We start from the raw sequence: 21,179 nt of genomic DNA, 5'->3' as shown, positions 1-21,179 counted from the left end.
GGGGCTTTTTAGTTTATGACTTTTTGTATTTTTTAGTCTTTAAAACAAACCGGAATAATCTCTCCTTTTGCTAAGCAATAGCGTTCTACATCGGCAGCGTTTATCTTTTTGGTATAATCTTCTTCCACAACGCGGAAGCCTATGCTGCGCAGCTTATCAAAATAATCACGGCCATAAACACGTACGTGGTCGTACTGTCCAAAAATGCGGGCGCGCTCTTTAGGATCGGTTATCGTGTTGTCTTCAAAAGTAGTGGCGCGGTTCAGGTCCTGTGGTATTTGCAGTATAGCCATACCGCCCGGTTTTAGTACGCGGTACAGTTCCTGCATGGCTTTAGTATCGTCTGGTATGTGTTCTAATACGTGGTTACACAATATCAGGTCGTACTCATTGTCTTTAAATGGCAGGTTACATATATCAGCCTTTACATCTGCCAGGGGAGAGTAAAGGTCGGTTGTAGTGTAATCAAGGTTTTTCATCCCACGGAATAGCTTGTAAAAAGCCTGTTCAGGAGCAAAGTGCAATACCTTTTTAGGAGCCGTAAAAAAGTTGGTTTCATTCTTAAGGTACAGCCATAGCAGCCTGTGCCTTTCCAGCGAAAGCGTACTGGGCGAAAGCACATTGTTGCGCTGATGCCCGTAGCCATACGGCAAAAAGTTCTTAAAACTGCGCCCGTCTATCGGGTCAGTATACGTGTTGCCCTTAAGGGCAAAAGCCAGCACTGGGCGCGCCACATAACTCAAACGGATGAGTAGTGGGCGGGGTATGGTGTTGAGTATGAATTTAAATAGCTTCTTCATTGAGGGTTATTACACAAAGTATCGCAAAGCAGGCGCAAAGTTCCGCAAAGGATTAGATTTAGATATTTGTTGCTTTTTGATTGATAAACCGTTTGATGCCGTCTTTAAGGCTTTTTGTATGAAAATTTATTAGTAGACCAAGAGGATAATTCCCCAGTCTTAAATAAGTTAGTATCTGTGCAAAATGTACATCAGTAAAACATTCTACTGTCTTGAGTTCTAAAACGAGTCTGTCTTCTACGAGTAGGTCAAGTCTGTAGCCATGTTCAAGTTTTATTTCTTTATAAACAATCGGTAGTGGTTTTTGAACCTCTACTTTGTATCCATGGTTATATAGCTCGTATGCCAGACATTCACAATATGCAGATTCAAGTAAGCCGGGGCCTAATTGAGTGTGCACTTCTAAAGCAAGTCCAATTACTCTATTCGATAAAGTATTAACATCCATAAAAACTTTGTGCTACTTTGCGCCTGCTTTGCGATACTTTGTGAAATAAAAAACTTAAACCACTAACGGCACTTTCCTAAACTCATCCTCCTCATCGCTCACAATACCCAATGCCTTGTAAATATATGCAAAGGTGCTCAGTAGTTCCGGCTTTCCGTCTACTAAGGCTACATCATGTTCAAAGTGAGCACTTGGCTTACCATCGCGGGTGGCAATGGTCCAGTTATCTTTAAGGGTGCGTACATTTTTAGTACCCATGTTAATCATGGGTTCAATGGCTACAACCATACCTTCAACAAACATCTTGCCGCGGCCGCGTTTGCCGTAGTTAGGCATATTAGGCTCTTCGTGCATTTTTTTGCCAAGGCCATGGCCTACAAGCTCACGCACTACGCCATAACCCTGTGCTTCGGTATAGCGCTGAATGGCGCTGCCCACATCTTCTACACGGTTACCGGCTTTAAACTCGCGGATACCTATATAAAGAGACTCTTTAGTAATCTGCAAAAGTTTTTTGGTGTCAGGTGCCACGTCGCCTATTTCAAACGTATAGGCATGGTCGCCATAATATTCGTTTTTAAGCGCACCACAGTCTACCGATACAATATCGCCCTCTTCAATGGGGCGGTGTGTAGGCAGGCCGTGTACCACCTGCTCGTTTACACTGGTAAGCAGCGTACTCGGGCAGCCGTAAAGACCTTTAAACCCGGGAAGGGCGCCGTGGTCGCGAATAAATTCTTCAGCTAATTTATCAAGGTGCAGGGTAGTAACACCCGGCTTTATTTCGGTGGCAATCATGCCAAGGGTTTTAGAAACAATAAGGGCGCTTTCGCGCATAAGTTCTATTTCCTCACGTGTTTTAGGGATAATCATCTCATGAAATTTTCAGCCCACAAAAGTAACTAATTTATATGACTTTAGTCTGGGTTTGCCAGTATTTTGAAAAGGTCGGCCTTGCTGAAGAAATAGCGGTTCTCAAGGCTTATTTGCTGAAGCTTTGCGCTGATAAGATTATTCTCCCGGGTGTTGATAAGGAAGAATGAGCTTTCGCCAAACGAAAACAACCTTTCTTCGCTCTTTAGCATGGTTGAATAATCGCCCACAAGGGCCGTAATAATTTCCCGTTGCTCCTTAACCGAATTGATCTCAGCACGCTGCCCGTCTATTTTGTTTTTTAGTTGCAGGCGTTCCTGGTCCAGCTGAAAACGGCTGTCCTGTATCTTAATCTTGGCAAGCTTTAACGCACCACGCTCTTTTCTCAGGAAGATGGGAAGGGAGAAGTTTACACCTATCTTGTAATCTTCAAACCGGTAATTGTCTATGTAAGACGGCTCGCTAAGGTAGTGGTAGCCTACATTTAGCTTAGGTAATAACATATTAGCCTTTAGTTTTCGCTCTACATCCAATATAGAAAGCTTACCTTCAAGCGATTGTATTTTTGGGTGCGATGCCAGCAAGCTATCTGTTTCTGTAAGCATATTTGTTTGCAGCGAATTATCTATCGTACCCGATAATGCAGCTTCAGGCTTTAGCCCCTCGGCAGGCTCTACCGGTACATTGTCTATCCACATATAGTTACTCAACTCCAGGCGGGCTTTGGTTAGCTTAAGGCGTGCATCTACAACGCTCAGCTTTCTGCTTTTTATGGTAATACCAGATTCTACACTGTCTATTGCCGGTTTGTCGCCCTGCTCTATTAGTTTCAATATCCCTTTATATCGCGTTTCTGCATAATTAAGATAGTTTGTGTACATCTCTGCTTCCTGGTAACTCTTTAGCCAGTTAAAGTAAGCTGCCGAAGCATCATACAGCACAGCAATGGCTTTTAGCCTCCTGTCTGCTGCGCTTATTTGCTGTTGTAGTTTTGCAGTGCGTATGTCGGCCATGCGCTGGTTAATAAAAAGCCCCTGCCCTAAAGGCACGGTAATACCCAATGAAGTTAAACCCGAATTTGGTGTAGTGTTTTGCGGGTTAAGATAATACCCTTCGCTATTATCAAAAGCTGCTTTTATTTCAATGCCATACCAGGTAGGTATTTTAAAGCTGCTGTTAAGTACAGAATAATATTCTGTGCCCTTAAACTGCTTCTCATCATAATCTACCTCAATTTTAGGGTCGAAAGCCCCACGTGCCTGTAAGAGCAATGCCTGTGCACGGCTCAGTTCCATATTGGCTTGTTTTACCAGCGGGTGGTATTTTTTTACATACCCCAGATATTCATCAAAAGTGAGCACCTCTTTGTCAAAATCCTGGGCATGGGCAAACAGCCCTGTAAAAATCAGGGCAAGTGTGCTCATTAATATCCTTAGTTTTGCCATCTTGTCTCTCTTATTTTTTGTCTTTAGCTTTATCTTTTGCGCCGTCAGCGCCTTTTGGCTGGTAATAATTAGGAGGGAAACCATTTAGCGTACGCCATATTTCATACCATACCGGTACTGTATTTAGTAATGCTACGGTTTGTGCACCTGCACCTATACTCAGTTGCTTTGGCCATTCCTGTTCGTCTTTATCCGGGGCTACCAGTATGCGGTATTTGCCGTTAGGGCTTATAAAGTTTTCAATGGCTACCACACGTCCGCCAAAGGTACCGTAGCTAATGCCGGGCCATCCGCTAAACACTATGGTAGGCCATCCGTCAAACCATACCCTTATTTTTTCGCCACGGTGTATAAGCGGCAGGTCTACCGGCTCCACATACGTTTCTACCGCAATCTCATAGCCGGACGGCATAATGCTTACAATGGGTGTGCCTTCTTTAATGGTTTCACCAAGTCCTGCCTGTATGGCTTTATTTACGTAGCCGCTTTGCGGAGCTTTTATGTAATACAATCCGTTTCTTATGCTGTAGTTTACATACTGGTTTTGCAGTTTGTTTACCTGCGCTTCGGTATCATACTGGCTGCTAAGGGCGGTATATTTATCACTATTTGCCTTTGATATCTTTTCGGCATATTCTGCAGAAAGCCTGTTTATCTCAACCTTTGCATTTAAAAGGTCGTTTTTTGCAGCCAGGAGCTTGTTTTCCTGAGTAATTATTTTTGCTTCAGATTCCTGTAGTTTCAGGCGCTTCTCTTCTACATCCGTTAGTGGCTTAAGGCCTTCTTTGTTCAGGTTTACGGCACGGTTAAACTGCGTTTCTGCTATGCGAAGCTGTGTGCGCACCGCAGCAAGATCCATACTGTCGCTTTTTACTTTAAGAACAGCCTGCTTTATTTTATTTTCGGCCTGTTCCCGCTTTAAACCCTGCTCTTTTTGAAGGGAGCCTATTTGTGTTTCGAGCGCGCCTACCTTACCATCGTAAGATTCCAGAGCCATACGCTTGGCATTTACCTGTTGTCCGGTATTTTCTACAAGGTTAGGGTCAAGGTAATCTTCTTTTATTTCAGATATAAAGAGGATGGTATCGCCTTTGTTTACAAAGTCGCCTTCTTTTACATACCATTTTTCTATACGACCACCTATAACACTGTGTATGGTTTGCGGACGCTGGTCTGGCTTAAGCGTGGTTACATTACCGCCGCCTTTAATGTTTTGTGTCCACGGCAGGAACAATACTAAAACCATGACAATACAAAAAAGGATAATTATCTTTTTTAGTGTTTTATAATGTGGCCTGTTATCAAGCTCACGCATGGTGCTGAACTTTTTGCCATCGAGTGCTATGTTATTTTTTTCTGTTATGTTTAGCATGGCTTATATTTTTGTATCGGTTACAATAGTTCCTTTTTCCATTTCAATCAACCTGTCGCAGCGTTGTTTCCAGTAGTCGTTAACAGAGGATACTATTACAGTCCAGTTATGTTTTGGATCAAATAAAAAGTCGATTATCTCGCGGGCACTTTCGTTATCCATGCTTTCGGTAGGGTCTTCCAGGAACAATACCTTCGGCCTGCCTGCTATGGCGCGGGCAAGTAATATTTTTCGGCATACTGATGCGGTAAGCTGCCTGCCATCAGGATTAACTGATGTGTCAAGCCCCTTAGGAAGATCTTTTACAAAACCGGAAAGCCCCATCTTATCAATGGCCCATCTTACATCGGCATCGGTAATCGAAGCATCTTTAAATTTGATGTTTTCGTAAAGCGAACCGTGAAAAGGCGTTTCGCCCTGAAGCACTATACCGGCTAATGAGCGGTACTGGTCGCTATCGGTCTTGTTGTAATTGTTTTCGTTAACATAGAAAATACCCGAAGTAGGGTGCATGTAGCCACTAAGTATGCGTAGTAACGATGTTTTGCCGGATCCGTTGCGTCCGCTTACAAATACTTTTTCGCCCGGATTTATTTTTACGCTAACGTTTCGGAGAGCATCTTTCTCTGCATCAGGATATCTAAAAGTAACCTCTTCTGTTTCCAGTATTACGCCATGCGTGCTGTCTATAGGTTGCAGGCTTTTTTGCTCATCAATTTCAAGGTCGCTTACCTGGCCTATTTTTTCTACAGCAGTAAGTACGTCATACAGTGTTTCAAGGCCGGTAATGGTTTTTTCTACTGAGTTTAAAACCAATAGAATGATGATCTCTGCGGCTACAAACTGCCCAATGTTCATTTGCTGACTTAGTACCAGGTAACCACCTACCGATAATAACCCTGCTGTAATTAGTACTTTGAATACAATAAGTTGGGTAAACTGTCTTTTTATAACGCTAAAGTGTTTCTCTCTAAAGCCTACATAATCGCCCACCAGGTGGTCATTTTTGTCAAGGGCATACTCCATGCCGTCTTTTCGTTTAAAGCTGTTGCGGTTACGGGCTATTTCCTGTAGCCAATATGCCTGCTTGTATTTGTATTTAGATTCTTTCATGCTGGTTTCTACACCCTCATTATAAGAAAGCTTTAATATGGCATACAACAATCCTAAAAGAAGTAGGCCGAAAATGATAAATACCGTATGGTATAATGACAGTAATATAATGCCCAGTATGATTTGCAATAAGGCTGTCGAAAAATCAAGCAATAGTTTTGATGTGCCTTTTTGTATGGTAAGTGTGTCAAAAAAACGGTTAGCCAGTTCGGGGGCATAATGGTTATGCATGCCCTTAAAGCTTATCTTAGGCATGCGGTATGCAAATTCAAAAGAGGAGCGTACAAATATTTTTTGCTGAAGGTTCTCGGTTATTCGCAGCTGCATGAGTGATAGTATACCTACAAATGCTACGCCTATTGTAACCATTATAATAAGCACGATCCAGCTTACGCTGATTTGCCCGCCTTGTATAAAGTTGATTATGGCTTGTATGCCCAGTGGAAGCGAAAGGCTTATAAGCCCTGCAAAGGCCGCGTAAAATATAATTTGGTAAACATCTTTCTTGTCCAGCTTCAGGAGGTTATAATATCTTTTTAGGGGAGTCATAATTGTATGGGGTTAAGTACGGTGTTAATAAGGTTCAGGTAAAAATCTGTAGCGGTTACTTTCTCATTACAATTAGTAATGCTGCAAATGTGGTCTTTAAGAAAATGCTGGTGCAGTGCACCTTCTATAATGGTGCTTACAAGGCTCTCGGCATACGGATACTCAGGGTTTACTTCTTTTACAATGGCAGCCACACGCTGTATGATGCGAATGTATATCTGGAAAAATCCGCTGCGGTTCTCTTCATCTACCTCTTTAGTAAGAAAGGTTTTTGTAAAGTTGCCTATGATAATCTGTTTCAGTATGGCTTCATTGATGTGCTCTGTGTCAGACTGGTCAATGGTTTCTTCAGTAATAATGGTTATGGCACGCGCCAGCCTGTCTTCAGGAACAACAAGGTTTGCAATGCCAAAAACAAGGCGGTACTCTATCCAGCTCCAGTACCATGAAGAAAGATAAAGCAGTAATTTGTGCTTACTCTCAAAGTAGCGGTACACAGAACTTTCATTGCTGCCTATGCGTTCGCCCAGTTTTTTGAATGTAAAGGCTTCAAAGCCTATCTCATCAATGAGCAGGATGCTTTGCTGCAATATTTTCTTGCCAAGCTCAGAGGTTTCGGGATCTTTTAGATAAATCCCGGGTTTATATGGAGCTTTAAATTTGAAAGTACAAATCTCATTATTGATACTATTTTTTGCAAAACCGATAGTATTACTATCATGTGTAAAAACAAGTTTCCATAAAATACAGTGCTTACCTAGCATTTGTATCAGGATGTACTAATGTGTTTACAGGCTAATTTTTACAAAGATTATTCCAACAACCTGAATTTTGTATTAGAATTACATTAGAATTGCATTAGAATTATCATTAGCGCTTTTATAATGAAGCATAAGGGCATAAAAAAACCGCCACACAAACGTGCAGCGGTAATGATATTTTGAGGAATAGTCTAACTATCCAAAAATCTAATAATCTAATTATATCAGCGAATGCCTTGTCATGGCTTCCGGCTGTGCAATACCCATCATCTTAAGGATAGTAGGGGCAATGTCGCCCAGTACGCCATCGTTGACTGCCTTAATGTCTTTATCTACCACAATAATAGGCACCGGGTTAGTGGTGTGTGCTGTGTTAGGGCTGCCATCTGGGTTTATCATGGTTTCGCAGTTACCGTGGTCAGCAATCACTATAGTGGTATAGCCGTTTTCAAGGGCTGTTTCTATTACTTCTTTAGCGCAGGCATCTACCGCTTCGCAAGCCTTAACAGCTGCATCAAACACACCGGTGTGGCCTACCATGTCGCCATTGGCAAAGTTAAGGCATACAAAGTCTACCTCGCCTTTTTTAAGTTCTGGCACTAAAGCATCTTTAAGGTCAAAAGCGCTCATTTCAGGCTGAAGGTCGTATGTTGCCACCTTTGGCGATGGGCAAAGTAAACGCTTCTCACCTTCAAAAGGTTCTTCACGGCCTCCTGAAAAGAAGAACGTTACGTGTGGGTATTTTTCTGTCTCAGCAATGCGTATCTGCTTTTTACCTGCCTTGCTTACTACCTCGCCAAGTGTTTCGGTCAGGTTGTCCTTATCATATACTACATGGATGTCTTTAAAAGTATCATCATAGTTAGTAAGGGTAACAAAGTACAGCTTTAGCTTGTGCATGTTTTGCTCATGAATGTCAAACTGGCTCAGCACCTCTGTAAGTTCCCTGCCACGGTCTGTACGGAAGTTAAAGAAGATAACTACGTCATCCGGTTCTATAACCGCTAGTGGTGTAGTGCCATCTGCGCTTAATGCAAGCGGCTGTATAAATTCGTCGGTAACATTTTCAGCATAACTTTTCTGGATACTTTCTACAGCGTTTGTAGTAATGGTGCCATGACCGTTTACTAAAAGGTCATACGCCAGTTTTACACGCTCCCAGCGCTTATCGCGGTCCATGGCATAATAACGGCCTATAATACTTGCCAGTTTTGCGGGAGTGTCTTTAAGGAACAGTTCAAGGTCAGACACAAAGTTAATGCCCGATTTTGGGTCTACGTCGCGCCCGTCTGTAAAGGCGTGTATAAACACGTTTTCAAGCCCGGCATCTTTAGTAGCGCTAACCAGACCTTTAAGGTGGTTAATGTGTGAGTGTACACCGCCATCTGAAAGCAGTCCTAAAAGGTGTACTTTTTTATTGTTTTGTTTCGCGTAAGCAAATGCATCTACAAGCGCCTGCTCTTTTTCGATAGATTTGTCTTCTACTGCAAGGTTAATGCGTACAAGATCCTGATATACAATGCGGCCGGCACCCAGGTTCATGTGTCCTACCTCGCTGTTGCCCATTTGCCCTTCAGGCAGTCCTACATTAAGGCCGTCTGTGCGCAATGATGCGTTAGGGTAGTTTTGGTACAGGCTGTTGATGAATGGGATATTGGCATTGTCTACTGCCGATACTTTAGGATCTGGTGATTTTCCCCAGCCATCAAGTATCATAAGGATAACTTTTTTGTTCATTTTCAATCTATTATGTGTGTCTTGGCATGGTTTTGGTTTGTATATACCAAAACGTGCTAAAGTTACTATTTTTTACGAAACCATAGTGTTTTAAAAAGGTTAACTTTAAACGCAGATACGAAAAAATCAGGATTGATTTCAGGCTTTAAGCAATATTCGGTTTAAAGCTTCCGTTATAGAGATTAATGAAGTGAGAACGGCACAGGAGAGGTTTCCTTGCTAAATGAAAATGTTAAATTATTGATTTTAACACAGTTGCTACTTGGATATTAAGATTTTCTTAACTTATTTAGCGCCAGGTTAAAAACACACAACAAAAGTTTATAATGGTATACAATTTTTTTACGTCGGTTTTATTTTTGTTCTTTTCTTACACCAATGCACCAAAAACAAACACAGCAATTTCAGCTCCTGTTGAGAAAACTGCGGTTACCGAAACAGAATCGTTGTACAATGCGCTAAGTGCCCACAATGCAGTTATGCCTACAATGCAGTGCTTTGAAAAAGCCGTTAAAGGGTATAATCTTTTAAAAACACAGGGCAAGATACAAAGACACCTGCTTACCGTTATCGATTTTAGTAGGTCATCAAACACTAAAAGGTTATGGATTATTGATATGGATATGCAAAGTGTGGTTTACAACACGCTTGTAGCCCACGGACGTAATAGTGGCGATGAGTTTGCACAAAGCTTTAGCAATACTAACAGCTCTAATATGAGTAGTCTTGGTTTTTATGCTACCGGCGAACTTTATAATGGCAAGCACGGACAAAGCCTTAAGCTGGATGGTTTAGAAAATGGACTTAACAGCAATGCACGCAGCAGGGGAGTGGTAATGCACGCTGCTGATTATGTAAGTGAGACATTTATAAAACTACACCACAGGCTGGGCCGCAGCCAGGGATGCCCTGCACTGCCAAGCGCTATTACTAAAGAAGTTATCAACCTGATAAAAGGCAAATCATGCCTGTTTATCTACCACCCGGAATATAACCGCGAATCAAAGATCCTGTCTTAATTTATTATACAATATTTTATCGAGGCTGTAAATATCATCACGAAACTGCAGCCCGCCTTTGTCCATCCAGGCCGTCCAGTAAAGCTGGTGCACCCGGATGGATTTTTGTATATACACGTTTTTAGTTGCTTCGGCATCTGTGATTTCCTGTATTTTTTTATCGTTCCAGTCTGGGTTGTCTTTTTCTAAAAGATACGATGCGAGCTTAAACGGATCTTGTACCCTTACACACCCGCTGCTTAGTGCGCGGTAACCTTTGCTAAAAAGTTCGCGGTGGTTAGTGTCGTGCAGGTATACACTAAAGGTATTGTAAAAGTTGAACTTTATCCTGCCTAAAGAGTTGTGATTGCCCGGCCCCTGTACATATTTATATTTGTCAAACTCTTCGGGTTTCCATTGTTCAGGTTGTATTTCATCATCGCCACGATAAATCTTCATGTTGTGGCTGGCAAAATAAGTGCGGTCTTTTGTGGCTGCCGGTGTAAGGTCTTCTTTAATAATGGTAGGAGGCACCGTCCAGGTAGGGTTAATTACCAGGTTAGTAATTTTCGAATCAAGTATTGGGCTTTTGCGTTCAGGTTTACCCACAACCACTTTGTAGGTCTGTACAGTATCTTTCCCGTTTTCTAATACCGCCAAACGGTAGGTGGGAATGTTTATCAGCAATGCCCTCTCGCCAAAGTCATACGGAAACCACCTCCATCTTTCGAGGTTTGCAATTACCTGCTCACGGCGTTCGTTACGGCTTATGTTTAAAAGATTAGCTACCTGTTTGCCTACGGTACCATCAGCATGCAGGCCGTGGCGCTCCTGAAAGTTTTTAACAGCTATTACTGTTGCTTCATCATAAATAGTGGTAATGGTATCAGCTTTAAGGTCGCCCCAGTAGGCAAGACGTTGCTTAATGGCGGCTACCGTGGCAGACGAATCTTTAAACGTCAGGCTTTTTTCAATGATTATTTTGGGTAAGGTGCTGTCGTCAGCAAGGCTGTTTAGTACAGCCAGGCTGTGGCGCAGGCTGCTGTAAATTTCATGGCGCGGACGGCAACGGTTTATGGCATCAGCTATATCATGATTTTTTAAGGCATCACTTAAAAGTTTATCTGCTTCAAAAGGTTTACTGCTTAGTGCCCAGTCGCTATACACGCCCGATGGTTTAAGGCGTCCTTTAAACAGGTGTGTAGCCAGGTTACGAAATGCTTCTGTCATCATCAGGTCATACCGCAGGGCTTCATCCTCGGTTATGGTGTTAAGCGCTTCAAACTCTTTTAAAAAGTTAAGGTTGTACTCTTTTGATAACAGGCCGTCGGCTTCTGCGCCCGCTATGGTTTCCTGTAGCGCAATGCGGTCTGCCTTGGTTGTCCACACGGTTACATTGCCGTGATCGTGATAAAAGTCGCGCACCTCGGCTGATGTGGCTTTTAAGATATCCTGCGTAAAGCAAAGAGAAGAATCTTTGAGATGTGCTGTTTTTGCCTGGCTTTCGGCCGTTTTTAGGTTGCTCCCGGCGGTATTGCGGCAAGAGGGTAGTGTAAGTAACAACAGTAGCGATACTATGTAAGCAGCCTTTTGCATAATGTTTTTTTTAAGATTGGTTTAAAAAACGAAATGCTGATGGCTTGCCGCAGTTACCCGGTTTGTATTATTTTGTATTATATAGTGCTCCGCGAGCAGGATTTTGTGTTTGCCGGGTATTGAGGCTGGACCACAAAAATTTCAGATTAAAGGTACATAATCTGTTTTGTGAAATGTTAAAAACAAGACATAATATTTTGTTATATTCTTAACTGTCAGCTATTTTTTTATGCATTACATAATGTGAGCCAATATCTCCTATCGGGAAAGCATCGCCAATAATGGCATACCCCATTCGTTCATAAAAACCTACAGCTGCTTCGCGGGCATTAAACCATATCCTTTCGCCTTTTAGGCTGCTAATGTGTTTCTCGGCATGACGCACTAATTTGTCGCCCAGTCCGCGTTTCTGAAAATTGTCTAACACCGCCATACCGCGAATCTGGTATTGGGTATTTTCGGTAAAGAAATCGTGATCGGCCTTAAAAACAGAAATGATGCCGGCAAGGGTGCTGCCTTCAAAAATACCAAAGTGTATGGTGGTGGGCAGGTCATCGCCATCAAAAACGCAGGATTCGACAGGTTTTTCGGGGCGAAGTACAGGTTGCCTCACGGCAAATGTGTCCTGAGATGTAATTTGTTTTAGTGTATACATAAGGGTAACAAATTTAGGCTAAACATCTTATATTGCTGAAGCTTTTAATGCTGTAATTTTTTTGAAAAAAAGTTTGCGCATGCAATAAATTATTACTTATATTTGCACTCACAAAAGCGGAAGTAGCTCAGTTGGTAGAGCTCCAGCCTTCCAAGCTGGTTGTCGCGAGTTCGAGCCTCGTCTTCCGCTCTGCTAAAACCCGAATCATTATTGATTCGGGTTTTTTATTGTTCTTACCCCAGCCCTCCAAAAACGGGAGTGAGCAGCTTTACTAATGTCCGATTAACTTTAAGGTTATGTTTGTGGTTGAAGTTCAGTGATCTTTGTATATTGGTCGAAATTATCTCAAACCTAAATTGCTTCATGAAACTTGCTGATGTCAAATTTATACTGATCCTTATTTTAATCTGTATGGTTGCAGGCTGGATTGTTAACCTTATTTTTCACGTTATATTTTATGTACCGCTTTTAGTGGGTGGGGTGGCAGGCTATTATGTAGGGTACTACAGGGGAAAGAGAAGTTAGCTATTAATAAAGGTCAGTATTCAGTATTACTGCTTAAACTCATTTTCTACACTTTCGCGTAGGTCATAGAGTAGCCATTCTTTGTTTAGTACCTTTTCTTTTTCAGACTGTAATAGTTTGATAAAATCGTTAACCCCTACAGGTTCATTGCCATTGCCGTGTATGAGTACTATACTGCCTGAGTTTGCCTGCTGCCCTTTAGCCAGCCAGGCATCACTGCCTATGGGTATAAGTCCGTAAGCGGTTACTTTTTGTACTACGGCATTATCTGATACCAGTCCGGGGAAACGGAAAAATACAGACGGTATCAATCCGTGTTGCAGGAGTGCTATCTCGGTACCTAAAATCTCGAAGTCAACATCAGTGCCCGGTTCCAGTAAGAAATTGTCGGGAAGTGGTGCTTTTGGGTTGTAATGGTGGTTGTAGGTATGGTTTATCCAGGTAATGTCAATTTTGTTTTGTTTTTCAAGGTTTTTAAGCCATTGTATATCGTCAGCATGGGTAAGCATAAACCTTCCCGTGATAGAGAGTGCTACAGGTACATGTGTTTCAGTTTTTGCAAATGCCGAAATAAGCGAGGTGAAAATTATGCGGTCCAGCGGCTTGTGCGATGGGCATAGGTCTATGGTAAGTGTAATGCCCTGCTCTTTTGGGTAACCGTGTATAAGGCCGGCATCCTGTAAAGTAAACGACTGGGCTTCTGATGCGGCTAATGCCCTGAAATAAGGTGCTCCTTTAAATAAAGCGGTTAACTGCGCTAACGAAGTTTGCGCGGCATGTATCTCTTTTGCTATGACTGTACCGGTAATAAGCGTGGCCGGATTCGTATATAGATAGCTGGCCTTGCCGCCCTGTTCAAATTTCCGGAGAATAATAATTTCCGCCCCATTATACTTTGCCGTGGCAAAATAAGGTTTGTAATTACTAATGCTGCTTTGTGCCGTAGTAATAAGAGTGCTCAGCAGGAGTAAACACCATACCGTAAATTTAAAGCAGGATAATAAGCGCGCCATTATGTTTTATTTTAAGGAATAAAGTTACAAAGATGGCACACAAAAGACGTTAAGAAATTTCTTATCGCTTTTTTTAGATTTCCTCCTGTTTCTTGTAAGCCATGATATTTGTTTTAGGTTGCTCACTGAAATAAATGGCAGCGTTGAAGCTTATTATTCTTAGTGAGTATGATGAACTCTTACATAATTAGTAATATCTCGTAATTGTTTTTATTTTACATTGTAAGCCTTCAAAACTATTTTCGTTATTTTTAGTATGAGAATCAATGTTAACCTTATATTCAGATATAGGCCCTATATAATATAAGCGATGCGTGCTTCCTATTACTCTGGGCAGATAAAGGCCGCACTCGTAACATGGAAGCTCTGAAGTGCGTACAAGGTTAATTAGAAATCGTGACGTTTTAAGCTTGTATGCTGATACGTCTATGATGTTTTTTAGCTCGCTCTTCCGGCTTTTTTTTAAAATGATGGGGATAGGCTGGCTGTTTATTTTTTTTCCGGCAGTGCCATTTTCGCTAATATCATATAGTGTCATTTCATACCGTGTTTCTTCTATTTTAGAAACGGCATTATAGTTTTTTACCAGGTAAAAGAAATATAATGTAATTTCCTGTACTTCGCCATAGGGCAGGTTTTCTACAAGGTAGGTTGCTTCAGGAGTTTCATATTGGTAGGTGATTAAAAAGGTATTGCCTTTATTTAAATTAACAGTTTTTAATTTTGGCTCCTTAGCTTTAATATTTAAATTTTGTAATTGTATAGTGTCATTTTTGAGATCTTGAGCATAGTTGCTTACTGAAGTGATAAGCATCAACGCTATTAAAGCTTTTAACTTAAACATTGTAATTGATTTGCTGGTTGGTTAAGGATTTAAACGGCAGCAGAATTAATTTATTATTGTGTGTTGGCTAAGTGGTAGAATTGGCAAACAAAAAAAAGGCGATAAGAAAATTTCTTATTGCCTTTTTATATAGGGAGTTAAACCGATGGGTTTAACAATATGTCTTAAGCTTCAAACGGAACTATAGATACATAAGATTTGTTGTCTCTCTTCTTTTGGAATTTAACAACACCATCAACTTTAGCATGTAAAGTATGGTCTTTACCCATGTAAACATTTTCACCCGGATTGTGCTTAGAACCTCTCTGTCTGATAATGATATTACCAGCACCAGCGGCCTGGCCGCCAAAAATCTTAACACCTAGACGTTTCGATTCTGATTCCCTACCGTTCTTAGAACTACCGACACCTTTCTTGTGAGCCATGATGTTTTGGTTTTAAATTGTTAGTAATTATTCTGCGCTAGCAGCTGCTTCTTTTTTGGTTGCTTTCTTTTTACCTGCACCTGTAATGCCTGTAATCTGAATTTGAGTAAGCGACTGGCGGTGGCCATTCTTTACTTTGTAACCTTTTCTTCTTTTCTTTTTGAAAACAATTACCTTGTCTCCTTTTAGGTGTTGAAGAACTTTGGCTTCTACTGAAGCACCTTCTATAGCCGGGGCGCCTAGAGTAATGCTACCGTTATCATCAAGTAAAAGAACTTTTGCGAAATTAACCGCATCTCCTTCTTTACCTTCTAAACGGTGAACAAATACCTTTTGGTCTTTGCTAACTTTAAATTGTTGCCCTGCTATCTCTACGATTGCGTACATAACAATATGGTTTAAAATAAATTTTTAAGGTTGCAAATATACAACTTATTATTTATCAGGCAACAGGTATGTTTAAAAATGTGGTTTTTGCATAATTTTAATTGGTTAGCAATCTTTTCCGCAGAAAAATTTTAGCATAATTGTAACAATTTACCGAAATTGCACACCAATTATCTGAATTAAAAAATAATCAACACTTTTTTATGAAAAAATCCATAATGGCTTTAGGTTCGCTTTTAGTGCTGGGGGCTGCGGCTCACGCACAAAAGGTGGAGTTTGAAGAGTACAACTTAGACAATGGGCTTCATGTTATCCTGCAACAGGATAAGAGCGCCCCGGTTACCGTTACATCTGTAATGTACCACGTGGGCTCTAAAGATGAACAAACAGACCGTACCGGTTTCGCACACTTTTTTGAACACCTTTTATTTGAAGGTACTGATAACATTAAAAGAGGCGAATGGTTTAAAATTGTAACTGCTAATGGTGGTAACAATAATGCCAACACTACAGATGACCGTACTTACTATTATGAGGTTTTTCCTTCTAACAACGTAGAACTTGGTCTTTGGATGGAAGCTGAGCGTATGTGGCACCCGGTTATTAACCAGATAGGTGTAGATACACAAAATGAGGTTGTAAAAGAGGAGAAAAGGATGCGTTATGACAACAGTCCTTATGGTCAGCTTATGCAGGAAATTAAAAAAGGCCTGTTTAAAACACACCCATACCGCTGGACAACTATCGGATCTATGGATCACCTGGATGCTGCTACCCTTGCAGAGTTCCAGGCATTCAACAAAAAATTCTATGTGCCTAACAATGCAGTGCTAACTGTAGCCGGAGACTTTGATAAGGCTCAGGTTAAAAAATGGGTAGAACAGTATTATGGCCACATACCTAAAGGTGCTGCTGTAACTCGTACTAAAATAGAGGAGGCTCCTATAACGCAAACAATACACGCTACGTTTGAGGATCCAAACATTCAGTTACCAATGATCGTTGCTGCTTACCGCACACCGGCCATGAGTACAAGAGATGCCCGCGTTCTTGATCTTATTTCATCAGTACTTAGCGGTGGTAAGAGTTCAAGGATGTACAAGAAAATTGTAGACGAAGACAAAAAAGCAATGCAGATAGGTGCAGGCAGCTACAGCGAAGAAGACTACGGTACTTACTTTGTTTATGGTATACCAATGCCGGGCCACACGCCTCAGGAAATCCTTGCTGATGCGGATGCTGAAGTTGTAAAAATACAAACAGAGCTTATTTCTGAAAGGGAATTCCAAAAGCTTAAAAACGAGGTAGAAAACCAGTATGTAAACAGCAACGCCAGCGTAGAAGGTGTAGCTAGTAACCTGTCTACATTCTACCTTTTATATGGTGATACTAACCTTATTAATACTGAGGTAGAAATTTACCGCACTATTACAAGAGAAGAGATAAGGGATGTGGCTAAGAAATATCTTAACCCTAACCAGCGACTTATTTTAGATTATGTACCTGCTAAAGACAAAGCACAAAACTAAGAATACCAAGAAGATCATGAAAAAAACAATATATCTGTTAGCCGGTTTGGTTTTAACTGCTACTGCTACACAAGCACAGCAGAGCCAGATGCCTAAGCCGGGTCCTGCGCCTACTGTAAACGTAGGTAAGCCTGAAACATTTACCCTAAAAAATGGCCTTAAGGTGCTTGTGGTAGAAAACCATAAGCTACCAAGGGTTTCTTATAGCCTTACACTAGATAATGCACCATATGCAGAAGGTGCTAAAAAAGGTGTTAGCGATATGGAAAGTGCACTTATAGGTGAGGGTACAAAAAAAATAAGCAAAGAAAAGTTTAACGAAGAAATCGACTTCCTTGGTGCCAGCATCAACTTCTGGGAGAGCGGTGCTTCTGCAAGCGGACTTTCTAAATATTCTTCAAGGATGCTTGAGCTTATGGCTGATGGCGCTCTTAACCCTATATTTACTCAGGAAGAGTTTGATAAGCAAAAGGCTAAGATGATCGAAAATCTTAAGTCTGAAGAGAAAAATGTAGAAGCTGTTGCCGGTAGGGTAAATGGTGTTCTTGTATACGGTAAAAATCACCCTAATGGTGAGTACCTTAGCGAAGAAACGCTAAACAATGTAACTCTTGCCGATGTAGAGAAAAACTACAACACATACTTTGTGCCGGGTAATGGTTACCTTATCGTAGTAGGTGATGTTAAGTTTAAAGATGTAAAAAAACAGGTTACTAAGCTTTTTGGTTCATGGAAACCGGGTATCGCTCCTTCGGTATCTTACTCAGATCCTAAAGACGTACAGTACACTCAGGTTAACTTTGTAGATATGCCAAATGCGGTACAGAGTGAAATATCTGTTGCAAATATTGTAAACCTTAAATTGACAGACAAAGAGTACTTTGCTACAATTCTTGCTAACCAGATTCTTGGTGGTGGTGGCGAAGGCAGGCTGTTTAACAACCTTCGTGAGGCGCATGCCTGGACGTATGGTGCTTATTCTTCTGTTGGAGGTAATAAATATGTAGGCGATTTTAGCGCTTCTACACAAGTGCGTAACGCAGTTACAGATAGTGCTGTTGTGGAAATTCTTAACGAGATCAAGAAAATAAGGACAGACCTTGTTGCTGAAGAAGAGCTTAAAAATGCAAAAGCAAAATATATAGGTAACTTCGTGATGCAGGTTGAAAAGCCGGCTACAGTGGCCCGATATGCGCTACTTACAGAAACACAAAAACTTCCTGCAGATTTTTACCAAAATTATATTAAGAATATCAATGCTGTAACTGCTGAAGATGTTCGTAATGCGGCTAAGAAATTTTTCTCTGCAGATAATTCAAGAATTATAATTGTAGGTAAGGCTGCCGATGTGCTTCCTGCTCTTGAAAAAAGCAAAATCCCGGTTAACTACTTTGATAAGTGGGGTGCGCCAACAGCTAAGCCTGTTGTAAACAAGCCGGTGCCTGCGGGTACTACTGCTAAAACGGTACTTGATGGTTATATTAAAGCTATTGGTGGCGAAAAAGCGGTTAAGGCTGTTAAAACGCTTTCTATGAAGGCAGAGGGTACTATACAAGGTACACCGCTTGAAATGATCAAGAAAGTAAGTGCAGACCGCAAAGAAGTTCAGGAAATAAAAGCTGGCGGTATGAGCATCATGAAGAAAGTAGTTACAGATAAAGGCGGTTACCAGGCTGGCCAGGGTGGTAAAGAAGACATCACAGGTGATGATCTTAAAAAAGCCCAGGCTTCTGCTGTTCCGTTTGAAGAGCTTTCTCTAGTAGCAAACAAAGACCTTAAATTAAAAGGTATTGAATCTATCAATGGTGCAGATGCTTATGCGTTGCAGTTAGATGATACAACATATTATTTTGATGCTGCTACAGGTCTTAAAGTTGCTGAGGCTACTGAGCTTGAAGGTAACGGTCAGAAAATGACACAAACTACATATTACTCTGATTACAAAGCTGTAAGTGGTGTTAAGCTGCCTTACAAGATAGTAATCAATATGGGTATGGATATTGAGTTTAAAGTTGTTGATGCTAAAATAAATGCGGGTGTTACACCTGCTGATTTTCAGTAATCAATAACATTTTGTTTATAATAAAAACGGCTGCCAATGGCAGCCGTTTTTTTTGTATTTACAATTCAGTAAACGCTAAATAGCTATAGGTTTCTGATTTGTTTTTTAACTTTATTTGTTTGGCTTTACTATGAGGGCATAAGGAAATTTTTTACGAATCTCGGTAAGATTCCTCTCGGCTTCAATTCTCGATTTATAGCTGCCAACCCATACTTTATAAGTAGGGCTTTCAAAAATTATAGTGCCATCAGTGGTTTTAAATTCACGTTTAAAGTCCTGCAATGTTTTGCGGGCTTTCTCGTTATCACCATAAAAAATTTGCACTTTATAGCGGTCGTTTACGGTAATGGCGCTGTTTATCTTTCTTTTTTCAGCAAGTAATTGTTCAAAGCGTTCGTCTTGCTGTACATTCCCTGCGGTTTGCGCCTGTACGTCAATATTGGCTGAGAGGGCAAAAAATAGCGCAGGAAGTGTGTGTTTAAAACTTAAAAATCTCATAATGAAGTGTCTTTAATGCAAAAATACGATTATTCTTTTTATCAGTGATGGCGCGATTTATTTAGAATAGTTATAAATTATGGATTAAGATTTATTTAAGGTTTGAGAATAACTCTTAAGTCGTATTTTTGTGGGAGTTTTTAAAAAAGTATAGTTTTTTACAGATTATACTCATTAAAAATCGTACCAAAATAGTCGATAATCATTATTAATATGAAAAAAGTGGGTAACCATACTTCAATTTCAAGGATCTTATTGTTCTTTCTGGCGCTCTCGCTAACTTTTTCCGTTTCTGTATTTGCGCAAGATGCCGCTGCCGCCGCTCCGGCTGCTGAAGCTCCTGCCGCAGGTGCTGGTGATCCGGTAAAAGGGAAAGAGTTGTTTAATGCTAACTGTGCTGCGTGTCATAAGCTTGATGACAAGTCGACAGGCCCTGCGCTTAGGGGTATTGTAGAAAAACATGATAAAGCGTGGCTTTATAAGTGGATCCACAACAGTAGTGAGATGATCAAATCTGGTGATGCTGCTGCTGTAAAACTTTTCAATGAAAACAACAAAGTTACAATGACGGCTTTCCCGCAACTTGCGGAAGCTGATATTGATAACATCCTGGCGTATACATCGCAGCCTAAAGAGGTTGCTGCTGCCGGTGCTGCTCCTGCTGCTCTTAATCAGGATGGCGGTAGCGGAGATGGTGTTTCTCAGGTTATTATATTAAGTGCGCTTATACTTGTACTTGCGGTGCTTATTATTATGCTTGTGCTTGTAAACAGGACGCTTAGAAGGGTTGCTGCTAACAACGGTGTTGTGGTAGAAAAAGAACCTTCTGTTTCTGTTTGGGCGGCTTATGTAAAGAATCAGTTCCTTGTGCTTGTAACGGTTATTCTTTTGATACTTTCTTCTTCATACTTCCTTTATGGGTGGTTGATGCAGGTAGGTGTTGATAAAGACTATGCTCCGGTGCAGCCTATACACTTCTCTCACAAAATACACGCCGGAGATAACGGTATTGATTGTAAATACTGTCACTCTTCTGCAAGGGTAAGTAAAACTTCGGGTATACCTGCGCTTAACGTTTGTATGAACTGTCATAAAAACATAAGTTCTTTTGAGGGTGATAAAGATTCTATCTACGATCGTTCTAAAGAATTCTATACAGGAGAAATTGCTAAGCTTTATGATGCTGTAGGTTGGGATAAAACTGCTAATGCTTATACGGGCAAACAAAAACCTGTTAAGTGGGTAAGGATACATAATCTTCCTGATTTTGTTTACTTCAACCACTCTCAGCACGTTTCTGTTGCAGGTGTAGAGTGTCAGACATGTCACGGCCAGGTGCAAACATTTGAGATCATGAAGCAAAACGCTCCTTTAACAATGGGCTGGTGTATTAATTGTCACCGCGAAACTGATGTTAAGGTTGAAGGCAATGACTACTACAAAAAAATCCACGATGAACTTGCCAAGAAATATGGTGTTCAAAAACTTACGGCTGCTAACATGGGTGGTACTGAGTGTGGTAAATGTCACTATTAATAAATTTCTAAGA

Annotated in this window: 19 protein-coding genes and 1 tRNA gene; 5 read left to right on the top strand and 15 right to left on the bottom strand. The window is 40.9% G+C overall.

What is annotated here, in order from left to right; translation table 11 throughout:
- Nucleotides 1–32 precede the first annotated feature (32 nt).
- From DYH63_RS15340 to gpmI, 8 genes are all read right to left on the bottom strand, one after another.
- Nucleotides 33–800, bottom strand: a complete 768-nt coding sequence (locus DYH63_RS15340) for a class I SAM-dependent methyltransferase (RefSeq protein WP_116789627.1) — start codon at nt 798–800, stop codon at nt 33–35.
- Between the two features lie 58 nt (nt 801–858).
- Nucleotides 859–1,248: a GxxExxY protein gene (locus DYH63_RS15335; RefSeq protein ID WP_116789626.1), complete on the bottom strand. Its 390-nt coding sequence runs from the start codon at nt 1,246–1,248 to the stop codon at nt 859–861.
- Nucleotides 1,249–1,302: 54 nt separating this feature from the next.
- Complete coding sequence (gene map, locus DYH63_RS15330; protein WP_116789625.1) at nt 1,303–2,121, bottom strand: type I methionyl aminopeptidase; 819 nt, start codon at nt 2,119–2,121, stop codon at nt 1,303–1,305.
- Nucleotides 2,122–2,165: 44 nt separating this feature from the next.
- On the bottom strand, nt 2,166–3,566 hold the full coding sequence (locus DYH63_RS15325) for a TolC family protein (RefSeq protein ID WP_240409021.1): 1,401 nt from the start codon (nt 3,564–3,566) through the stop codon (nt 2,166–2,168).
- Nucleotides 3,567–3,576: 10 nt separating this feature from the next.
- Nucleotides 3,577–4,938 (bottom strand): HlyD family secretion protein, encoded by a 1,362-nt coding sequence (locus DYH63_RS15320; protein ID WP_116789623.1) that lies wholly within the window; start codon nt 4,936–4,938, stop codon nt 3,577–3,579.
- A gap of 3 nt (nt 4,939–4,941) precedes the next feature.
- Nucleotides 4,942–6,600 carry a peptidase domain-containing ABC transporter gene (locus tag DYH63_RS15315; RefSeq protein WP_116789622.1) on the bottom strand — a complete coding sequence of 553 codons (1,659 nt, stop codon included), beginning with the start codon at nt 6,598–6,600 and terminating at the stop codon, nt 4,942–4,944.
- Nucleotides 6,597–7,190: a TetR/AcrR family transcriptional regulator gene (locus tag DYH63_RS15310; RefSeq protein WP_240409020.1), complete on the bottom strand. Its 594-nt coding sequence runs from the start codon at nt 7,188–7,190 to the stop codon at nt 6,597–6,599. The genes DYH63_RS15315 and DYH63_RS15310 overlap by 4 nt, the downstream gene beginning before the upstream one ends.
- Before the next feature lie 390 nt (nt 7,191–7,580).
- Nucleotides 7,581–9,098, bottom strand: coding sequence for a 2,3-bisphosphoglycerate-independent phosphoglycerate mutase (gene gpmI / locus DYH63_RS15305; RefSeq protein WP_116789620.1), 1,518 nt, complete (start codon nt 9,096–9,098; stop codon nt 7,581–7,583).
- 326 nt (nt 9,099–9,424) lie between these two features.
- Between gpmI and DYH63_RS15300 the strand changes: the two genes are divergently transcribed.
- Complete coding sequence (locus tag DYH63_RS15300; RefSeq protein ID WP_116789619.1) at nt 9,425–10,117, top strand: murein L,D-transpeptidase catalytic domain family protein; 693 nt, start codon at nt 9,425–9,427, stop codon at nt 10,115–10,117.
- Here the strand turns inward: DYH63_RS15300 and DYH63_RS15295 are convergent.
- Entirely contained in the window at nt 10,100–11,692 is a 1,593-nt protein-coding gene (locus tag DYH63_RS15295) for a L,D-transpeptidase family protein (RefSeq protein WP_116789618.1), read from the bottom strand. The two genes, DYH63_RS15300 and DYH63_RS15295, sit on opposite strands and share 18 nt — an antisense overlap.
- A gap of 208 nt (nt 11,693–11,900) precedes the next feature.
- Nucleotides 11,901–12,347, bottom strand: a complete 447-nt coding sequence (locus tag DYH63_RS15290) for a GNAT family N-acetyltransferase (protein WP_116789617.1) — start codon at nt 12,345–12,347, stop codon at nt 11,901–11,903.
- Nucleotides 12,348–12,463: 116 nt separating this feature from the next.
- On the opposite strand from DYH63_RS15290, the gene DYH63_RS15285 reads away from it, so the two are divergent.
- Nucleotides 12,464–12,536 (top strand) — tRNA-Gly (locus DYH63_RS15285).
- Between the two features lie 362 nt (nt 12,537–12,898).
- Here the strand turns inward: DYH63_RS15285 and DYH63_RS15280 are convergent.
- The 4 genes from DYH63_RS15280 to rplU all read right to left on the bottom strand — a co-directional run bounded on the left by DYH63_RS15280 (nt 12,899) and on the right by rplU (nt 15,541).
- Nucleotides 12,899–13,885, bottom strand: a complete 987-nt coding sequence (locus DYH63_RS15280) for a polysaccharide deacetylase family protein (protein ID WP_205528258.1) — start codon at nt 13,883–13,885, stop codon at nt 12,899–12,901.
- Between the two features lie 187 nt (nt 13,886–14,072).
- The gene (locus tag DYH63_RS15275) at nt 14,073–14,729 is read right to left on the bottom strand and encodes a hypothetical protein (protein ID WP_116789616.1); all 657 of its coding nucleotides are present in this window, start codon (nt 14,727–14,729) and stop codon (nt 14,073–14,075) included.
- 164 nt (nt 14,730–14,893) lie between these two features.
- Complete coding sequence (rpmA, locus tag DYH63_RS15270; protein WP_116789615.1) at nt 14,894–15,154, bottom strand: 50S ribosomal protein L27; 261 nt, start codon at nt 15,152–15,154, stop codon at nt 14,894–14,896.
- A gap of 27 nt (nt 15,155–15,181) precedes the next feature.
- Nucleotides 15,182–15,541 carry a 50S ribosomal protein L21 gene (gene rplU / locus DYH63_RS15265; RefSeq protein WP_116789614.1) on the bottom strand — a complete coding sequence of 120 codons (360 nt, stop codon included), beginning with the start codon at nt 15,539–15,541 and terminating at the stop codon, nt 15,182–15,184.
- Between the two features lie 203 nt (nt 15,542–15,744).
- Here rplU and DYH63_RS15260 point away from each other — a divergent pair, with 203 nt between their 5' ends.
- Both DYH63_RS15260 and DYH63_RS15255 read left to right on the top strand, forming a co-directional pair.
- Complete coding sequence (locus tag DYH63_RS15260) at nt 15,745–17,070, top strand: M16 family metallopeptidase (protein ID WP_116789613.1); 1,326 nt, start codon at nt 15,745–15,747, stop codon at nt 17,068–17,070.
- A gap of 16 nt (nt 17,071–17,086) precedes the next feature.
- A complete protein-coding gene (locus tag DYH63_RS15255; RefSeq protein WP_162927052.1) occupies nt 17,087–19,132 on the top strand; it encodes an insulinase family protein in 2,046 nt (681 codons plus the stop codon).
- A gap of 111 nt (nt 19,133–19,243) precedes the next feature.
- Here DYH63_RS15255 and DYH63_RS15250 read toward each other — a convergent pair whose 3' ends face one another.
- A complete protein-coding gene (locus tag DYH63_RS15250; RefSeq protein ID WP_116789611.1) occupies nt 19,244–19,630 on the bottom strand; it encodes an SPOR domain-containing protein in 387 nt (128 codons plus the stop codon).
- Nucleotides 19,631–19,843: 213 nt separating this feature from the next.
- Here DYH63_RS15250 and DYH63_RS15245 point away from each other — a divergent pair, with 213 nt between their 5' ends.
- Nucleotides 19,844–21,166, top strand: coding sequence for a cytochrome c3 family protein (locus DYH63_RS15245; RefSeq protein ID WP_116789610.1), 1,323 nt, complete (start codon nt 19,844–19,846; stop codon nt 21,164–21,166).
- Nucleotides 21,167–21,179 lie beyond the last annotated feature (13 nt).

The organism is Flavobacterium psychrotrophum (assembly GCF_003403075.1).
In the GTDB taxonomy this organism is placed as follows: Bacteria; Bacteroidota; Bacteroidia; order Flavobacteriales; family Flavobacteriaceae; genus Flavobacterium; species Flavobacterium psychrotrophum.
Note: the sequence above shows the minus strand (reverse complement) of the source record. Positions and strands in the feature narration are given on the sequence as shown.

Bases quoted from the DNA above. Each gene is read 5' to 3' on its own strand.
- rplU (WP_116789614.1), bottom strand. From the start codon at position 15,541: ATGTACGCAATCGTAGAGATAGCAGGGCAACAATTTAAAGTTAGCAAA.
- rpmA (WP_116789615.1), bottom strand. From the start codon at position 15,154: ATGGCTCACAAGAAAGGTGTCGGTAGTTCTAAGAACGGTAGGGAATCA.
- DYH63_RS15295 (WP_116789618.1), bottom strand. From the start codon at position 11,692: ATGCAAAAGGCTGCTTACATAGTATCGCTACTGTTGTTACTTACACTA.
- DYH63_RS15275 (WP_116789616.1), bottom strand. From the start codon at position 14,729: ATGTTTAAGTTAAAAGCTTTAATAGCGTTGATGCTTATCACTTCAGTA.
- DYH63_RS15315 (WP_116789622.1), bottom strand. From the start codon at position 6,600: ATGACTCCCCTAAAAAGATATTATAACCTCCTGAAGCTGGACAAGAAA.
- DYH63_RS15335 (WP_116789626.1), bottom strand. From the start codon at position 1,248: ATGGATGTTAATACTTTATCGAATAGAGTAATTGGACTTGCTTTAGAA.
- DYH63_RS15255 (WP_162927052.1), top strand. From the start codon at position 17,087: ATGAAAAAAACAATATATCTGTTAGCCGGTTTGGTTTTAACTGCTACT.
- DYH63_RS15245 (WP_116789610.1), top strand. From the start codon at position 19,844: ATGAAAAAAGTGGGTAACCATACTTCAATTTCAAGGATCTTATTGTTC.
- DYH63_RS15340 (WP_116789627.1), bottom strand. From the start codon at position 800: ATGAAGAAGCTATTTAAATTCATACTCAACACCATACCCCGCCCACTA.
- DYH63_RS15290 (WP_116789617.1), bottom strand. From the start codon at position 12,347: ATGTATACACTAAAACAAATTACATCTCAGGACACATTTGCCGTGAGG.
- DYH63_RS15260 (WP_116789613.1), top strand. From the start codon at position 15,745: ATGAAAAAATCCATAATGGCTTTAGGTTCGCTTTTAGTGCTGGGGGCT.
- DYH63_RS15325 (WP_240409021.1), bottom strand. From the start codon at position 3,566: ATGGCAAAACTAAGGATATTAATGAGCACACTTGCCCTGATTTTTACA.
- map (WP_116789625.1), bottom strand. From the start codon at position 2,121: ATGATTATCCCTAAAACACGTGAGGAAATAGAACTTATGCGCGAAAGC.
- DYH63_RS15280 (WP_205528258.1), bottom strand. From the start codon at position 13,885: ATGGCGCGCTTATTATCCTGCTTTAAATTTACGGTATGGTGTTTACTC.
- DYH63_RS15300 (WP_116789619.1), top strand. From the start codon at position 9,425: ATGGTATACAATTTTTTTACGTCGGTTTTATTTTTGTTCTTTTCTTAC.
- DYH63_RS15250 (WP_116789611.1), bottom strand. From the start codon at position 19,630: ATGAGATTTTTAAGTTTTAAACACACACTTCCTGCGCTATTTTTTGCC.
- DYH63_RS15320 (WP_116789623.1), bottom strand. From the start codon at position 4,938: ATGCTAAACATAACAGAAAAAAATAACATAGCACTCGATGGCAAAAAG.
- gpmI (WP_116789620.1), bottom strand. From the start codon at position 9,098: ATGAACAAAAAAGTTATCCTTATGATACTTGATGGCTGGGGAAAATCA.